At 66.5% G+C, this 14,158-nt stretch carries 14 protein-coding genes; 5 read left to right on the top strand and 9 right to left on the bottom strand.

Annotated elements, in window-relative coordinates; genetic code table 11:
* The first annotated feature begins 67 nt into the window (after window positions 1-67).
* Together L1892_RS10430 and L1892_RS10425 are read left to right on the top strand one after the other, a co-directional pair.
* Window positions 68-400, top strand: a complete 333-nt coding sequence (locus tag L1892_RS10430; protein WP_235723597.1) for a carboxymuconolactone decarboxylase family protein — start codon at window positions 68-70, stop codon at window positions 398-400.
* Window positions 401-450: 50 nt separating this feature from the next.
* Window positions 451-1,107 carry a PaaI family thioesterase gene (locus L1892_RS10425; protein WP_235723519.1) on the top strand — a complete coding sequence of 219 codons (657 nt, stop codon included), beginning with the start codon at window positions 451-453 and terminating at the stop codon, window positions 1,105-1,107.
* A gap of 52 nt (window positions 1,108-1,159) precedes the next feature.
* Here the strand turns inward: L1892_RS10425 and L1892_RS10420 are convergent, their stop codons facing one another.
* Window positions 1,160-2,635 carry a cobyric acid synthase gene (locus L1892_RS10420; protein WP_235723518.1) on the bottom strand — a complete coding sequence of 492 codons (1,476 nt, stop codon included), beginning with the start codon at window positions 2,633-2,635 and terminating at the stop codon, window positions 1,160-1,162.
* 101 nt (window positions 2,636-2,736) lie between these two features.
* On the opposite strand from L1892_RS10420, the gene L1892_RS10415 reads away from it, so the two are divergent.
* Both L1892_RS10415 and L1892_RS10410 read left to right on the top strand, forming a co-directional pair.
* Window positions 2,737-4,137, top strand: coding sequence for an alpha/beta hydrolase domain-containing protein (locus tag L1892_RS10415; protein WP_235723517.1), 1,401 nt, complete (start codon window positions 2,737-2,739; stop codon window positions 4,135-4,137).
* A gap of 153 nt (window positions 4,138-4,290) precedes the next feature.
* Complete coding sequence (locus L1892_RS10410) at window positions 4,291-5,145, top strand: amidohydrolase family protein (protein WP_235723596.1); 855 nt, start codon at window positions 4,291-4,293, stop codon at window positions 5,143-5,145.
* 9 nt (window positions 5,146-5,154) lie between these two features.
* On the opposite strand, the gene L1892_RS10405 is transcribed toward L1892_RS10410, so the two are convergent.
* The 4 genes from L1892_RS10405 to L1892_RS10390 form a co-directional block, all read right to left on the bottom strand.
* On the bottom strand, window positions 5,155-5,901 hold the full coding sequence (locus tag L1892_RS10405; RefSeq protein ID WP_235723516.1) for an amino acid ABC transporter ATP-binding protein: 747 nt from the start codon (window positions 5,899-5,901) through the stop codon (window positions 5,155-5,157).
* 3 nt (window positions 5,902-5,904) lie between these two features.
* Window positions 5,905-7,614, bottom strand: coding sequence for an ABC transporter substrate-binding protein/permease (locus L1892_RS10400; protein ID WP_235723595.1), 1,710 nt, complete (start codon window positions 7,612-7,614; stop codon window positions 5,905-5,907).
* Window positions 7,615-7,761: 147 nt separating this feature from the next.
* Window positions 7,762-8,037 (bottom strand): DUF2277 domain-containing protein, encoded by a 276-nt coding sequence (locus tag L1892_RS10395; RefSeq protein WP_235723515.1) that lies wholly within the window; start codon window positions 8,035-8,037, stop codon window positions 7,762-7,764.
* A 23-nt stretch (window positions 8,038-8,060) separates the two neighbouring features.
* Window positions 8,061-9,029 carry an NADPH:quinone oxidoreductase family protein gene (locus tag L1892_RS10390; RefSeq protein WP_235723514.1) on the bottom strand — a complete coding sequence of 323 codons (969 nt, stop codon included), beginning with the start codon at window positions 9,027-9,029 and terminating at the stop codon, window positions 8,061-8,063.
* A gap of 49 nt (window positions 9,030-9,078) precedes the next feature.
* Here L1892_RS10390 and L1892_RS10385 point away from each other — a divergent pair, with 49 nt between their 5' ends.
* The gene (locus tag L1892_RS10385; RefSeq protein WP_235723513.1) at window positions 9,079-9,774 is read left to right on the top strand and encodes a class I SAM-dependent methyltransferase; all 696 of its coding nucleotides are present in this window, start codon (window positions 9,079-9,081) and stop codon (window positions 9,772-9,774) included.
* An 85-nt stretch (window positions 9,775-9,859) separates the two neighbouring features.
* Here the strand turns inward: L1892_RS10385 and L1892_RS10380 are convergent, their stop codons facing one another.
* The 4 genes from L1892_RS10380 to L1892_RS10365 form a co-directional block, all read right to left on the bottom strand.
* On the bottom strand, window positions 9,860-10,831 hold the full coding sequence (locus tag L1892_RS10380; RefSeq protein ID WP_235723512.1) for a hypothetical protein: 972 nt from the start codon (window positions 10,829-10,831) through the stop codon (window positions 9,860-9,862).
* 146 nt (window positions 10,832-10,977) lie between these two features.
* Window positions 10,978-11,727, bottom strand: coding sequence for an SDR family NAD(P)-dependent oxidoreductase (locus L1892_RS10375; RefSeq protein WP_235723511.1), 750 nt, complete (start codon window positions 11,725-11,727; stop codon window positions 10,978-10,980).
* The gene (locus L1892_RS10370) at window positions 11,724-12,671 is read right to left on the bottom strand and encodes an alpha/beta hydrolase (protein ID WP_235723510.1); all 948 of its coding nucleotides are present in this window, start codon (window positions 12,669-12,671) and stop codon (window positions 11,724-11,726) included. Before L1892_RS10370 ends, L1892_RS10375 begins: the two co-directional genes overlap by 4 nt.
* Window positions 12,668-14,065 (bottom strand): flavin-containing monooxygenase, encoded by a 1,398-nt coding sequence (locus tag L1892_RS10365; RefSeq protein ID WP_235723509.1) that lies wholly within the window; start codon window positions 14,063-14,065, stop codon window positions 12,668-12,670. Before L1892_RS10365 ends, L1892_RS10370 begins: the two co-directional genes overlap by 4 nt.
* Window positions 14,066-14,158 lie beyond the last annotated feature (93 nt).

Below are 14,158 nucleotides of genomic sequence, written 5' to 3'. Positions count from 1 at the left end.
TGAGGCAGGTACAGACGGGTCGAGCCCAGACGAGACTGCCGACGCCCGGCGGCGAAAGGGCCTCGACATGATGTCGAAGGTCTACGGCTGGGAGATGTCCGACGGACCGGGCGACTTCTTCGCGCACACCTGCGATCAGGTGTTCGCCGAAGTGTGGACCCGCGAGGGGTTGTCCATCCGTGATCGTCGGCTGATCCTGCTGGGTGCGCTCGCCGCCGGTGGGCAGATCGACGTGGCCGAGATACAGGCCGGGGCAGCCCTGACCAACGAGGAACTGACTCCCGAGCAACTCGAGGAGATCGCGTTGTTCCTCTGCTACTACGTGGGCTGGCCGTTGGGCACCAAGATGAACTTCATGTTCGGCACTGTGATCGCCAATCATCGCAAGAACCAGAAGTAGCCCATGTCCGTCTCGGGCCGTGGACCTCGCCCGAGCCAGTCAGGAGCATCATGGAGTTCACCTACGAAGACCTGACGGCCGACGAGTACCACCACCGGGTTGCGGTGTACCAACCGCTCACCGCAGCCCTCCGCGAACTCCTCGACGCCGTCATCCGGACCGAGGTCGACGACGCGACCGTGCACTCGGCGACGGAAACGATCTCGGAGGTCACCGCAGCCTTGCGGGCACAGCAGATCCCCGGGGCCTACGGTGTCCGGCACACCGCCGAGGGTCGCGGAATGGCCTGGGGCAACGCGGTGATCGGCCTCCGCAACGCGATCGCGCCACCGCTGACGGTGGTCCGGGGCAGTGTCACCGATCCAGTGGTCGCCCACGCCGACGTGGAACTCGGCGCCGCATACGAGGGTCCGCCCGGTCACGTCCACGGTGGTGTGGTTTCTCTGCTGTTCGACCAGGTTCTCGGTGAGGCGGCGAGTATGACCGGCCTACCGAGCTACACCGGGACGCTCACCATCCGATATCTGCGGCCCACCCCGTTGGGGCCGCTGCGGATCGAAGCATTCACTCCAGAACGGGATGGCCGAAAGACGTTGGCCCGCGCGGCGATGCTGGTCGACGGGGCTGTCACAGCGGAGGCCGAAGGCCTCTTCATCTCACCGCGCGGGATGACTCCGCTGCACCCGTTTGCCGGCGAGTCCCGATGATGCGGTCGGCGTTCTCCCGCGGGTCACCGTCGCATGACCCGCGCATCGACCGCTACGGTGCGCCCGGCGCCACGAAGGGCAGGCCGCGCGGCGCCCCGTCCCGCGCCAGATCCACCAGCGCGTCGACGTCGAGACACGTCTCCACGAGATCGCCGAGCACGTCAAGTCGCCGTTCTCGCGCGGCCCCGAAAGAGACGTCAGAAGCATTGAGCGACAGAGCCTGCCGAAGAAACTCGTGCCGCAACTCGTCGCCCTCGAGCGAACCGTGCCACATGGTGCCGAAGACGCGGCCCGCACGTGCGCCGGCGAGGAACTCTTCGGCGCCTTCACCTCGGGTGATCCGCCCGTGATGGATTTCGTAGCCCGAGGCCGGCACGTCGCGCCACCGCCCCTCCGACAGCCGCAGTACCTTCGACGACCCGAAGGTGGTCTCGACGTCGAGCAGTCCCAGACCGTCGACCTCGGCCGGCGCACCTTCGATGCCCTCGGGGTCGCAGACCGTGCGGCCGAGCATCTGAAAGCCACCGCAGATACCCAGCACCGGTCTGCCCGCCTGTGCATGGTCGATGATCGATCGGTCGAGGCCGCGCTCGCGCAGCCAGGCCAGGTCGGCGATGGTCGATCGCGTACCCGGCAACACCACCAGGTCGGCGTCGGCCAGCGATCGGGGATCCGAGGCGAACACGACGTCGAGGTCGGGTTCGATACCGAGCGCGTCGACGTCGGTGAAGTTGCTGATGCGGGGCAGCCGGATCACCACCACCCGTGCGCGCCGCCCGGTCGTCGTCCGTCGTCCTTGCAGGTCGAGGGCATCCTCGGAGTCCAACCAGATGTCCGGGTGCCAGGGCAGCGTGCCGAACACCCGGCGGCCGGTGACCCGTTCGAGATCGCGCACGCCCCCAGCGAGCAGATCGAGGTCACCGCGGAACTTGTTCACGACGAACCCCGCAACCAATGCCTGATCCTCCGGCGACAGCAGGGCCACCGTACCGAGGAACGCCGCGAACACCCCACCGCGATCGATATCACCGACGACGACCGTCGGCAGATCGGCATGCCGGGCCAATCCCATGTTGACGTAGTCGCCCGCCCGCAGGTTGATCTCGGCGGGGCTGCCCGCGCCCTCGGCGACCACCACGTCGAATCGAGTCGCGAGATCGTCGAAGGCGGCGTGTGCCGCCCGCCCGAGCTCGCGCCGTCCCTCCAGCCAGTCCGAGGAGTCGATCGCACCCCACGGCCGTCCCATCAACATGACGTGGCTGCGGCGATCGCTCCCCGGTTTCAGCAGGACCGGATTCATCGCCGCCTCCGGGGTGGCCTGCGCCGCCATGGCCTGCACCCACTGGGCCCGCCCGATCTCCACACCGTCACCGTCTGGACCGACGCACACCATCGAGTTGTTCGACATGTTCTGCGCCTTGTACGGCGCGACCCGCATGCCACGGCGCGCCAACGCCCGGCACAAACCGGTGGTCACCACGCTCTTACCGGCGTCGCTGGTGGTGCCCGCGATCAAGATGCCCGCCATCGAGAACTCCTCACCCACAAACCGGTCGCAGATCAGTAAACTCGACAATCAGCGTGAAGCACAAACGCTTTCATGTGACCGTCGGCAGAAGGGAAGCCCACGTGTCCGCAGGGACCCCACCAGCACGCGACGTCATCGAACCGATCGAGTTCACCGAACTGTCCGGCGGCAACGGCTGTTCGATCGTGAGCGCCACCCCGGGACCCGACCTCGTCGAGCACGGTTACCGTGAGGGTGAGTACGCGGTCCGCGGTGTGGCGCGCGGATACGCGCCGTCGGGCGCCGACGGCGTGACGTTGCTCGATTCCGCCGCGTTCACCACGCGCGCCCTGCTCCGACGACCCGTCGCGGACACCGGTTTCAACGGCACCGTCGTGGTGGAGTGGCTCAATGTCAGCAGCGGCTCCGATGCCGCACCCGAATACACCTATCTCGCCGAGGAACTCCTCCGGAACGGCTACGCCTGGCTGGGCGTGTCGGCCCAATACACCGGAATCGCCGGCGGACACGGTTCGGTGGGAATGGCGATCGATGGCGGTCCCCGCAGTCTTGCCGCCAAGGACCCGGAACGCTATGGCGCACTGCGTCACCCCGGCGATGCCTATTGTTTCGACATCTTCGGTGCCGTCTGCGCCGCACTGCGCGCACCCTCCGACGACGGTCACCCGCTGAGCGGGTTGTCGGTGCGACGCGTGCTCGCCGCAGGCGAGTCGCAGTCGGCGATGGCGCTGACCACCTACGCCAACCGGTTCGCCGAGCGCCATGCGGTCCTCGACGGCATCCTCATCCACAGCCGCGCCGCAGCCGAGATGCCGTTCGGCGAGCCCGGATGCGGCGTCGACATCGACCAGGTCTTCCGCGGCGCACCCACCAGGATCGCCAAATCGGTGCCCATCCCGGTGTTCATGGTGCAGACCGAGACCGACGTGTTGACCAACTTCATGTCGGTGCGGTCACGTCAGCCCGACACCGACCGCATCCGGATCTGGGAGCTGGCCGGGACCTCGCACGCCGACCTGCACCAGATCGGTCCGTACGAATCCATGCTGGGCTGCCCGACACCGGTCAACCGAGGCCAACAGCGTTTCGTCCTGCGCGCAGCCCTGCACCACCTCAACGCCTGGGCCGCCGGTGGCCCCCCGCCGCCGATCGCGGCACCGCTGGCCGTCGAGAGCCTCGACACGAGACCACGATTCGTTCTCGACGAAATCGGCAACGTTGTCGGCGGGGTGCGTTCACCCAGCGTCGACGCGGCGACCCAGGTACTGCGCGGCATCGTCACCGGTGACGTCGCCCGCATCTGCATGCTCTTCGGTTCCACGACTCCGGCCGATCCCGGCCTGCTGGCGCGACGGTATCGCGACGCCGATGACTATCTGGCCCGGTACCGCTCGGCGACCGAGCAGATGATCGACAGTGGATTCGCCCTCGCCGCTGATCGCGACGAGATCCTCGCCGACGCGCGGCCGGATCTGGTGCCCAGCCGATCGGCCGTCGGCTGACCCGATGACCCCGTTCCATCCACGAGGACGTGTTCTTCGTTGACGTAGTCGCAGAGACGGGCCGACGGTAACGTCGATCGAGTGGACAACGACGTGTACGAGAACTCCGGATCAGCTCCGTTCGGAGCGGAGGAAGCCGACGCGGTGCGGCAGATGTGGAAGTCCCTGCATCTGCCCGGGCTGATCGACATCCACACCCACTTCATGCCCAAGCCGGTGATGGACAAGGTCTGGGCGTACTTCGATTCGGCCGGACCACTGATCGGACGGGAGTGGCCCATCACCTACCGGGCCGACGAGGACATCCGGGTCGCGGGCCTGCAGGGTTTCGGAGTGCGCGGTTACTCGTCGCTGGTGTATCCGCACAAGCCGGACATGGCCGAGTGGCTCAACAGCTGGGCATCGGACTTCGCGGCGCATCACCCGGACTGCCTGCACACGGCCACCTTCTACCCGGAAGAGTCCGCACCCTCCTACGTCTCGCACGCGATCCAGCGCGGCACGCAGGTGTTCAAATGCCACATCCAGGTCGGCGACTTCTCGCCGATGGACTCGCTGCTCGACGGGGTGTGGTCGCAGATCGCCGACAGCCAGGTGCCGGTGATCATCCACTGCGGGTCCGGGCCGGCGCCGGGCACTCACACCGGGCCCGAACCGATCGCCGCGCTGCTGCGCCGATTTCCGTCGCTACCGCTGATCATCGCGCACATGGGCACCCCCGAGTACGTCGAGTTCCTCGACCTCGCCGAGCGCTACCCGAACGTCCGCTTCGACACCACGATGTCGTTCACAGACTTTGCCGAGGAAAGTGCACCGTTTCCGGTCGACGCATTGCCCCGTCTGCTCGACGTCGGCGATCGCATCATGTTCGGCAGCGACTACCCCAACATCCCCTACCCCTACACGCATGCGCTCGAAGCGGTCGTGCGTCTCGATCTCGGCGACGACTGGGTTCGCGGCGTGTTCTACGAGAACGCCGCGCAGCTGTTCGGGATCGGCACTCCGTGAGGCGTGCGCTCAGAGCACCTGAGACAGGAAGTTGCGCAGCCGCTCCGACGACGCGTCGGTGAACAGCTGCTCGGGCGGCCCGGTTTCCACCACCGCGCCGTGGTCCATGAACAACACGTGATCGGAGACGTTGCGCGCGTAGCCCATCTCGTGGGTGACCACCACCATCGTCATCCCCTCCGCCGAGAGGTCCGCCATCAGCGCAAGGACCCCTTTGACGAGTTCGGGGTCCAGCGCGGAGGTGGCCTCGTCGAAGAACATCACCTGCGGTGACATCGCCAGCGCACGGGCGATCGCCACCCGCTGCTGCTGGCCGCCCGACAGCTTGCCCGGCCGCACATCGGCTTTCGCGCGCAGACCGACGACGTCGAGTTGCCGCAACGCAACCTCGTGCGCCTCGTCTTTGCTCAACCCACGCAGCTTGCGCGGACCCAACGCGATGTTCTGCGCCACCGTCTTGTGCGGGAACAGATTGAAGTGCTGGAACACCATGCCGATGCGACGGCGCAGTTCATCGGGATTGTCGCGCAGCACCGAACGGCCGTCGAGCGCGATGTCACCCTTGTCGGGTTCGTGCAGCCGGTTGAGCACCCGCAGCAACGTCGACTTCCCTGACCCGGACGGACCGATGACAGTGGTGGTGGTGCCGGCGTCGACGGCGATGTCGACACCGCGCAGCACATGGTTCTTGCCGAACGACAGATGCAGATCGGTACCGGTCAGCGACACCGCATCGCGGGTGGTGGTCTCAGACACTGCTCAGCCTCTCTCGACGGCAGTCGGGGGTACCGGATCCTCATCTACCTCGACGGATCGGCCCGTCCGTAGGCGGGCGTCGATGTAGTTGACCAAATGGGTCAGCGGAATGGTGAGCACCAGGTACACGATGCCCGCAGCCACCAGCGGCGACAGATTGCCGGTCTGGGCGTTGAGGTCACGTCCCACCGCGAACAGTTCGCGTTGACTGGCCAGCAACCCGAGGAAATAGACCAGCGAACTGTCCTTGATCAGGGCGATGAATTGGTTCATCAAGGCCGGAAGGACGCGGCGCACACCCTGGGGCACCACGACGAGCCGCATCGACTGCCGGTAACTGAAGCCGATGGCGCGTGACGCCTCCATCTGCCCGTCGTCGACGCTCTGGATGCCGGAGCGGAAGATCTCGCCGATGTAGGCCGCAGAGAGCAAGGCGAGCGCGACCGCGCCGAGCCAGTACGGATTGTTGCCGGTGATGCCACGCACCACCGGGCCCACTCCGAGCCCGACGATGAGGATCACCACCACCGCGGGCAGGCCGCGGAAGATGTCGGTGTAAATCCGGGCCGGCCAGCGCAGCCAGCGGGACCGGGAGATGCCCGCGACCGCCAGCAGCATGCCGAGGATGGTGCCCAGCACCCCGGAAACCAGCGACAGGATCAGCGTGTTGACCAGGCCGGTCTTGATCAGGTCGGGGAACGACTCCTTGTACAGCCCCCAGTCGAAGAATGTCGCGCCGAGTTGTTCCAGGGTGCTCTTCGGTGCGGTGTCGCCGGCAGCGGTGTCGTCGGCGTTCTCGCGGGCGATCGCGGCGAAGTCAGGCAGTTCGGGTTCCGGCGCAGCCTTACTGCCCGGTTTCCAGCCGTCGGGTAGCTCGCGCGGAACCCAGTCGGCGTACAGGTCCGCATAGGTGCCGTCGGCGATCACCGCGTCCAGACCGGAGTTGAGGGCCTCGGTCAGATTGGGTTTGTTCTTGCCGATCGCCCAGGCGATGAAGTTGTTGACGCTGAATGTGTTCTCCACGATCGACGCGTTGTCGCCGGGCTGCACCGACCCCTCGGCCTGCTGCGACGGCGCCACCCAGGCATCGATCTGCCCGGCCTTCAGGTTCGCGTAGGCGGTGGCGTAGTCGGGGAACTTGACCGGGTCGAGCCCGAGCGTGTTGACGACGTAGTCGTCCTGCACGGTGCCCTGCACGACGCCGATCCGCACGGAATCGTTCAGGTCGCCGAAGCCTTGGACCGCACCGCCGTCCGGCGCGACGAGCGAGAAGTAGCCGAAGTCGTAGCCGTTGGTGAAATCGACGGTTCGGCGACGCTCATCGGTCGTGGTGATCGACGACGAGCCGACATCGAAGCGGTTGGTGGCAACCTGCGACAGCAGCCCGGCGAACTCGGTCCCGGCGAACTGGATCTGCAGGCCGAGCTTGGCGGCCACCGCTTTGAGGAGCTCGTTGTCGAAGCCGGTGAACACGCCCTGGCCGTTGACACAGATGCTCGGACCGGCGTCGGACAGGGTGCCCACTGACAGCGTGCCGGGCGTGAGTAGCTCGAGCTGACTCACGTCGATCTGGTCGATCGGCGTGGTGGTGGCTGTGGTGAAGCGGTCTTCGCCGCCCTGCTCGGCGGCCGCAAGGTTGAGCGGAGCCGCCGACGCCGACTCGACGCCGGGCGGCGCGCAGTTGTCGGTGGGAGCGGCAGCTGCCCGCGGCATTCCGATCAGGCCCGTCGTCGCGAGCACTGCGGCGACGATCAGCACCACCGTGACGCGTAGGGGCCGGGAGAGGGGTGTCACCTCTGCACAGTAGCGAGCACGGTCACGCGACCACTCATGCCCGACTCATCGCGCGCGAAAGTCGGCCTACGCCGAGGAGCGCCCCGCCATCCGAGCCCGGACCTCCGGCCGTCGCAACGGCGGCACCGTCTTGGGCGGTTGTCGCCGCTCGGGGAGCGCGTCGAGGAGTTCGTGCGTGGTCTCGGTGACCTTGCGCACAGCCTCCTCGAATGCCTCGGCGTTGTTCGCCGACGGGTGCCGGATGCCGCTCACCTTGCGGATGTACTGCCGGGCGGCGGCTTCGATCTCTTCGTCGGTCGCCGCGGGCTCCAGACCACGCAGTTCGGTGATGTTGCGGCACATGGAGGGCTCCCCCTGTTGGCGGGTCAGTCGGCGACCTTGACGACCGCCTTCCCCAGGATCCGCCCCTGCGCCAGATCGGTCAATGCCTTGGGCAGTTCGTCGAGCGAGTAGGTCACGTTGACCTGCGGACTCATCCCGGCATCGATCATTTCGGTGAGCTCGTCGTGCAGCAGCGCCGGCAGATCGGGGTGGGTGCGCACATATTCGCCCCAGGCCGCGCCGACCACCGAGATGTTGCGGAACAGCACCCGGTTGAGCTTGACCGTCGGGATACCGCCGGCCGCGAAACCGATCACCACATAGCGGCCGTCCGGCGCGACCTGGCGCAGCGCCTCGTCGAACACCTCACCGCCGGAGGGGTCGAGCATCACGTCGACACCCTCGGGTGCGATCTCCTTCAGCTTGGTTCCCCAACCGTCCTCGAGCTGCACGATCTCGTCGGCCCCGGCGCTGCGCAGCAGTTCGTCGGCTCCCTTGCGGTGCACGATCGCGATGACCTTGGCGCCCATCGCTTTCGCCACCATGATCGAGGCCGTGCCGACACCACCCGCGGCGCCCAGCACCCCGACGATCTCGCCCGGCGCGGTTTGGGCGCGCACCTTGAGGGCGAACAGCGCGGTCTGGTAGTTGATGCCCATCGCGGCACCCTGATCGAAGGTGATGCCCTCGGGCATCGGCAACAGTTGCCCGGGCGACGCGGCGACCTGCTCGGCGAACCCGCCCACGATCGAGGCGACGAGCACCTTGTCGCCGGCCTTCACCGAAGACCCCTCGGGGGCCTCGCGGACCACGCCAGCCACCTCGGTGCCGGGCGTGAACGGCGTGGGCACCCGCAGCTGATACTTGCCCTGACTCATCAGTAGGTCGGGGAAGCACACACCGCACGACTTGATATCGACCAGGACCTGCCCGTCGGCGGGTTTGGGGTCGTCGACGTCGGTCAGTTCGAGTCCTTCGGGACCGTTCTCTGCGGTCAGCACCTGTGCTTTCATAGGGCTCACCCTACTGTGCGCCGGGGGTCGACCGGATAGGATCTGCCTCATGACCGGATCGTCGACGCGGATGTCCGCAGCACCTTCTCCCGAACGTCTCGAGGTGGCCGAGCAGGCCCCCGGTTTCATGCCGCTCGACGAGGCGCAGACCCTGTTCGAGATTGCCGGAGAGTATCTGTCACAGCCGAATTCGACCCGGATCGGGGTGGAGATCGGAACCTACTGCGGCAAGTCGACGGTATTCCTGGGTGCGGCGGCCGAGTCGGCGGGGGCAACGATCGTGACCGTCGACCACCATCGCGGTTCCGAGGAACACCAGCCTGGCTGGGAATACCACGACACCTCGCTGGTGGACCCGCACACCGGCACCCTGGACACCTCGGCACGATTCCGACGCACCATGTACGACGCCGGGCTCGAGGGCACGGTCATCGGCATGCTCGCCGGATCGGCGACGGCAGCGAAGGTGTGGGGTAAACCCGCCGACTTCGTGTTCATCGACGGCGGCCACAGCATGGCTGCCGCGCAGAACGACCTCGACGGCTGGGCCCCGTGGGTCCGCATCGGTGGCGCCTTACTCATCCACGACGTGTTCCCGAATCCCGCGGACGGTGGCCGCCCGCCGTTCGAGATCTACCAGCAGGCGCTGGCCACCGGTCAATTCACCGAGGTCCGCGCCGAGGGCTCGCTGCGCGTGCTGCGTCGCGACGCCGGCACCCCCGGCGAACCCCTCCCCCACCCCTAGCTCCGCCCTGCAGGTTCCTCCCCCGGGTATCACCAGACTCTCCACGAGTTCAGAGGGGGTCTGGCGATACCCGGGGGAAGAACCGTCACTGGACAATGCCGGCCGCACGAAGCGCAGCGATCACCCTGGGATGGAGCACCTTTGGCCGTCGCGCGTCGGACCATGTCCAACGAACGACCTGTGGCCCCGTGGCTCGAATCGCGTCCTCACGCAGCTTCTCGTCGTAGATGACATCCTCGGGCAAGCGGTCGTCAGCGAACGGCTTCGTACGGTGATACTTGAAACGCCCGTCGAACTCGCCGACCACTCGGAGCCGCCCGCTGCGATCACGCCAGCCGAAGTCGCCGCGTACCGTCTGTCGGCGCCCCCCGAGCTCGACCTCGATCTCAACTTGCAACTCAGGAACGGGGATCACGGGACAGTCGGCCAACCCGACACGACTCACGGTTTCACCAACACTCTCCGACAGGCCGTTGGCCAACGCCAGCGCCGAGCGCAGCATCGCAATGCCGCGTCGGCGGGACAGAAGCTTGAGCTGGTTGTCGAGTTCGGCTGGCGTCACACCGAGGTGGAGCCCCGAGTCGAGGACGCAGACTGCCTGCACGAGGGTGCCCATCCGCGCAACGTCGCACACCGATCGAGCCAGTGATGTCACCTGGGTGTCGTCGACGACGACGATGTCGGACTCGCGTAACGCCGCTTGATGGATGATGCCGCGTTTGATGTGCTTTCCCGTTGTGGTGGAGGTGAAGTGGACCATCGAGAAGTCCGGGTTCAACATCGGGATGCGATGCATGGCTGCCGCCGAGACGTGGCTGGCCGTGCGATTGGGGCCACCGTTGAGCGACGCCGCGATCACCGTGGCGCGGTATCTTTCCAACTTGGCCGCGTATGACAGCGTCGATTCGTCTCCGGCAACGGGTAGATATGCTCCGTGCCAGACCCGCTGCGAACTTCCGGCATGCACCTCTCGGTTCAGCTCGCTGTCGGTCCGGCCGGCACGGATCGCGTCTGCGCGGAAGACGAGATCGCGGGGACCGATGTTGTTCTTGTCCATGGCCCGTGATCATGCCCGCTTCCGAGCACAACGCGATTCATCCATCCACAGGCCCACTCCCCATGGTTCGTCCCCCGGGAATCGCCATCTCCCCCTCAAACGCACGGAGAACCTGCCGATACCCGGGGGACGAACACCCAAGGCAGTCAGGACGATAGGGCGCGGATCTTGCCGAGGACGTCCGGGTAGCGTTGCAAGTGGGCGCCGCCGTTGAGGTCGAAGGCGGAGCCGGTGATCCACGCAGCCTTCTCGGAGGCGAGGTACGCGGCCATGTCGGCCACCTCTTCGGGACGGCCGCTGCGACCGAGCGGGGTGTTCTCGAGGTACTCGTCGACGAGGCCCGGCACCAGCGCGAGACCTTCGGTGAGGGGCGTGTCGACGAGGCCAGGAGAGATGGCGTTGACCCTGATCTTGCGCGGCGCCAGTTCGAGGGCCGCGACCTCGACCAACATGGTGACCCCGGCCTTCGCCGCACAGTAGGCGCCCATCCCGGCCCCGGGTTGGCGACCGTTGAGCGAGGAGATCACCGTGATGCTGCCGCCGTCGACCATCCGCTGCCCGGCGTGCTTGAGCACCAGGAACGACCCGGTGAGACATACGTCGATGCTGGTCTGCCACTGGTCGAGTCCCAGTTCGGTGAGCGCTCCGGGAACGGTGAGACCGGCGCAGCTGACCACCGCCTCGAGTTCGTCGACTGACGCGAATCCTGCGGCAACCGACGACTCGTCGGTGACATCCAGGGTGACCGCACGGCCGCCGATCTCCTCTGCCGCGGCGAGGGCGGCGTCGCTGTTCACATCGGCGACCACCACCGAGAACCCCTCGGCAGCAAGCACCCTCGCCGTGGCCAGCCCGATGCCCGATGCGCCGCCGACGACGACCGCGGTGGGTGTCATCGTGGCACCCCCTCAGCGGCATCGGCCCGATCGCCGGCGAGGTGGCGGGTCAGGAAAGCTATCTGATGGGCGACCGCGGGTTCGAACCAGTCATTGCCTTCGAAGACGTCGAAATGGTCGCAGGGGTAATGCCGAACCTCGGCGCGCGCCTTGAACCCGGCCTTGGCCGCAGCATGTGGTGGCGCACCCTGGTCGAAGTCCGCGATCTGCATGAGCACTGGCGCCGTGACGTTCTCGGCGGCCTTGTCGGCGCGGAAGCTGCCCAGTTCCAAGCCAACCGAGGCGTCGACCTCGTTGCGCCATGACGGCCCCGCGATGGCGAGGTAGCTGTCGTAGAAGCCGGGCGAGGTCAGTGCGGCCTTCTCCCCCGGCCGGCCGACGACCGGCATCATCGTCGGCGCACGGCCGGTCTTGACGGCCAACGTACTGCCGATGCCGACCGCGGTGGAACGCAGCATGGCGGCGGCGCCAACCTGCGGGTAGTGGTGGATTCCGGCAGCGAGCCCGTTGACGAGCGGCACCATGCTGATCACCGCCGCGATGTCGGTGCGGCCGCCGCCGACGATGAGCGCATGACCGCCCGATTGCGATATCCCCCAGAGAATCACCCGCGTGGGATCGACTCCCGGTTGACGCTTCGCGGCGACGATGGCCGCACGGTAGTCATCGGCCTGACCGGTCATCGAGATCCGCTGGCGCGGTGCTCCGTCGGATAGGCCGAAGCCGCGATAGTCGAAGGCGAACACCGCCAGACCCGCGTCGGCGAGCCGACGCGCGTACGGTTCGAGGCCGGAATCCTTGGTGCCGGCAAAGCCATGCGCCATCACCACGACGGGACGTCCGGAGGGCGCATCGAAGGCCGAATCCGTTGCGCCGCCGAAGAACCAGGCGTCACACGCGGTGCCGTGCGAATCGAAGGTCACGGTCTGTCGGTTGATTGTCATTCCTGCGCTCCCGCCGCCACCGCGGTCCGCTGCTGCGCGCGCTCGCCTACCCGCGACCATGGCGGGCTCCCCTGCGCTGCTGCACGTTTCATCCCGGACGGAATCTCCTTGGTGCGAATGTCGTGTTCGTAGAGATAGTGGTCGAGTTGTTGAGTGTGTCGCGGGCGGTCCAGCATGTGTCCGGTGAAGAACTGCATGTCCTCGGCAATGACCCGTCGCATGTCGTCGACACCCGGTAGCCGATAACGGCCGACCGCGTAGGCACCGATGAGCCGCGATTGGCATTCCACGAACGGGAACAGGGTCGGCGTCGCCTGCGCGAACCCGGCGAAGACGAGATCGTCGATGCCTGGGTAGAACATCCGCTTGTAGAGGTCGATGCGATTGTCGGGCGCACTGATGAAGTCCGGATCGAAGAACGGAAAGGTGATGTTGTACCCGGTTGCGTAGATGATGATGTCGAAGTCATCGGATGTGCCGTCCTCGAAGTGCACGGTCGAACCGTCGAGTCGGGAGATGTTCGGTTTCGGGATCACATCACCGGATCCGAGGCGTAGCGGCAGTTCCACCGACTGCGTCGGATGTGCCTCGAAGAACTTGTGATTCGGCGTCGGCAGGCCGTAGTCCTCAGGTCGACCAGCGGTCATCGGCTGCATCACCTGCATGAACTTGCGCTGCCACGACCACGGGATGTACGGCGAGGTGTGGTAGTACTTGTCGGCCGGTTGCCCGGCGAAGTATTTCGGCACGATCCACGCGCCCGAACGAGTGGACAGCGTGAGCGTGTTGTCGAGCGCCTTCGACGACAACTCGACCGCGATGTCGGCGGCGCTGTTCCCAAGCCCCACCACCAGGATTCGTTTGCCGGTGAAGTCGTGTGGGGTCTTCGGATCGATGTAGTGGTGGGCATGCATCTCGAGGCCGTCGAAGGTGCCCGGGAAGTCGGGCAGGCGCGGGTCCCAGTGATGGCCGTTCGCCACGATCAGCAGGTCGAAGTAGCGGGTCTCACCGCACTCGGTGGACAGTTCCCAGCCGCCCTCATCGAGCCTGCGGGCGTGGGTGACACCGTTGCGGAACTCGATGTTGTCCAGCAATCCGAAGGCCTCGGCGTAGGAGTCCAGATACGCCTTGATCTGGGTGTGGTGTGGGAAGTCGGGGTACTCCTTGGGCATCGGGAAGTCACGGAAGCTCAGCTGATGCTTGGAGGTGTCGATGTGCAGGGAACGATAGGCGCTGCTGTGCCCGTTCGGATTGCCGAAAGCCCAATTTCCCCCGATCCGATCCGAGGATTCGAAACAGGTGTACGGCACGCCGTAGTCCGCCAGCATCTTGCCAGCGGTGAGGCCGCTGATGCCGGCCCCGATGATCGCGGTTCGCGGTAGGTACGTGGTCATGTTTCCTCATCGAACGGCCCACAACGACAGGCAGTAGACAGATTGCATATTCTGTCTACCGCATCCGGGCTGGCGAAGTGGACAGAATCCGGG

Origin of the sequence: Gordonia tangerina (assembly GCF_021556435.1) — a bacterium.
Lineage (GTDB): Bacteria > Actinomycetota > Actinomycetes > Mycobacteriales > Mycobacteriaceae > Gordonia > Gordonia tangerina.
Note: the sequence above shows the minus strand (reverse complement) of the source record. Positions and strands in the feature narration are given on the sequence as shown.

Coding starts and splice junctions, on each gene's coding strand:
- L1892_RS10430 (WP_235723597.1), top strand. CDS start 68: ATGATGTCGAAGGTCTACGGCTGGGAGATGTCCGACGGACCGGGCGAC.
- L1892_RS10425 (WP_235723519.1), top strand. CDS start 451: ATGGAGTTCACCTACGAAGACCTGACGGCCGACGAGTACCACCACCGG.
- L1892_RS10420 (WP_235723518.1), bottom strand. CDS start 2,635: ATGGCGGGCATCTTGATCGCGGGCACCACCAGCGACGCCGGTAAGAGC.
- L1892_RS10410 (WP_235723596.1), top strand. CDS start 4,291: ATGTGGAAGTCCCTGCATCTGCCCGGGCTGATCGACATCCACACCCAC.
- L1892_RS10400 (WP_235723595.1), bottom strand. CDS start 7,614: ATGCCGCGGGCAGCTGCCGCTCCCACCGACAACTGCGCGCCGCCCGGC.
- L1892_RS10395 (WP_235723515.1), bottom strand. CDS start 8,037: ATGTGCCGCAACATCACCGAACTGCGTGGTCTGGAGCCCGCGGCGACC.
- L1892_RS10390 (WP_235723514.1), bottom strand. CDS start 9,029: ATGAAAGCACAGGTGCTGACCGCAGAGAACGGTCCCGAAGGACTCGAA.
- L1892_RS10385 (WP_235723513.1), top strand. CDS start 9,079: ATGACCGGATCGTCGACGCGGATGTCCGCAGCACCTTCTCCCGAACGT.
- L1892_RS10380 (WP_235723512.1), bottom strand. CDS start 10,831: ATGGACAAGAACAACATCGGTCCCCGCGATCTCGTCTTCCGCGCAGAC.
- L1892_RS10375 (WP_235723511.1), bottom strand. CDS start 11,727: ATGACACCCACCGCGGTCGTCGTCGGCGGCGCATCGGGCATCGGGCTG.
- L1892_RS10370 (WP_235723510.1), bottom strand. CDS start 12,671: ATGACAATCAACCGACAGACCGTGACCTTCGATTCGCACGGCACCGCG.
- L1892_RS10365 (WP_235723509.1), bottom strand. CDS start 14,065: ATGACCACGTACCTACCGCGAACCGCGATCATCGGGGCCGGCATCAGC.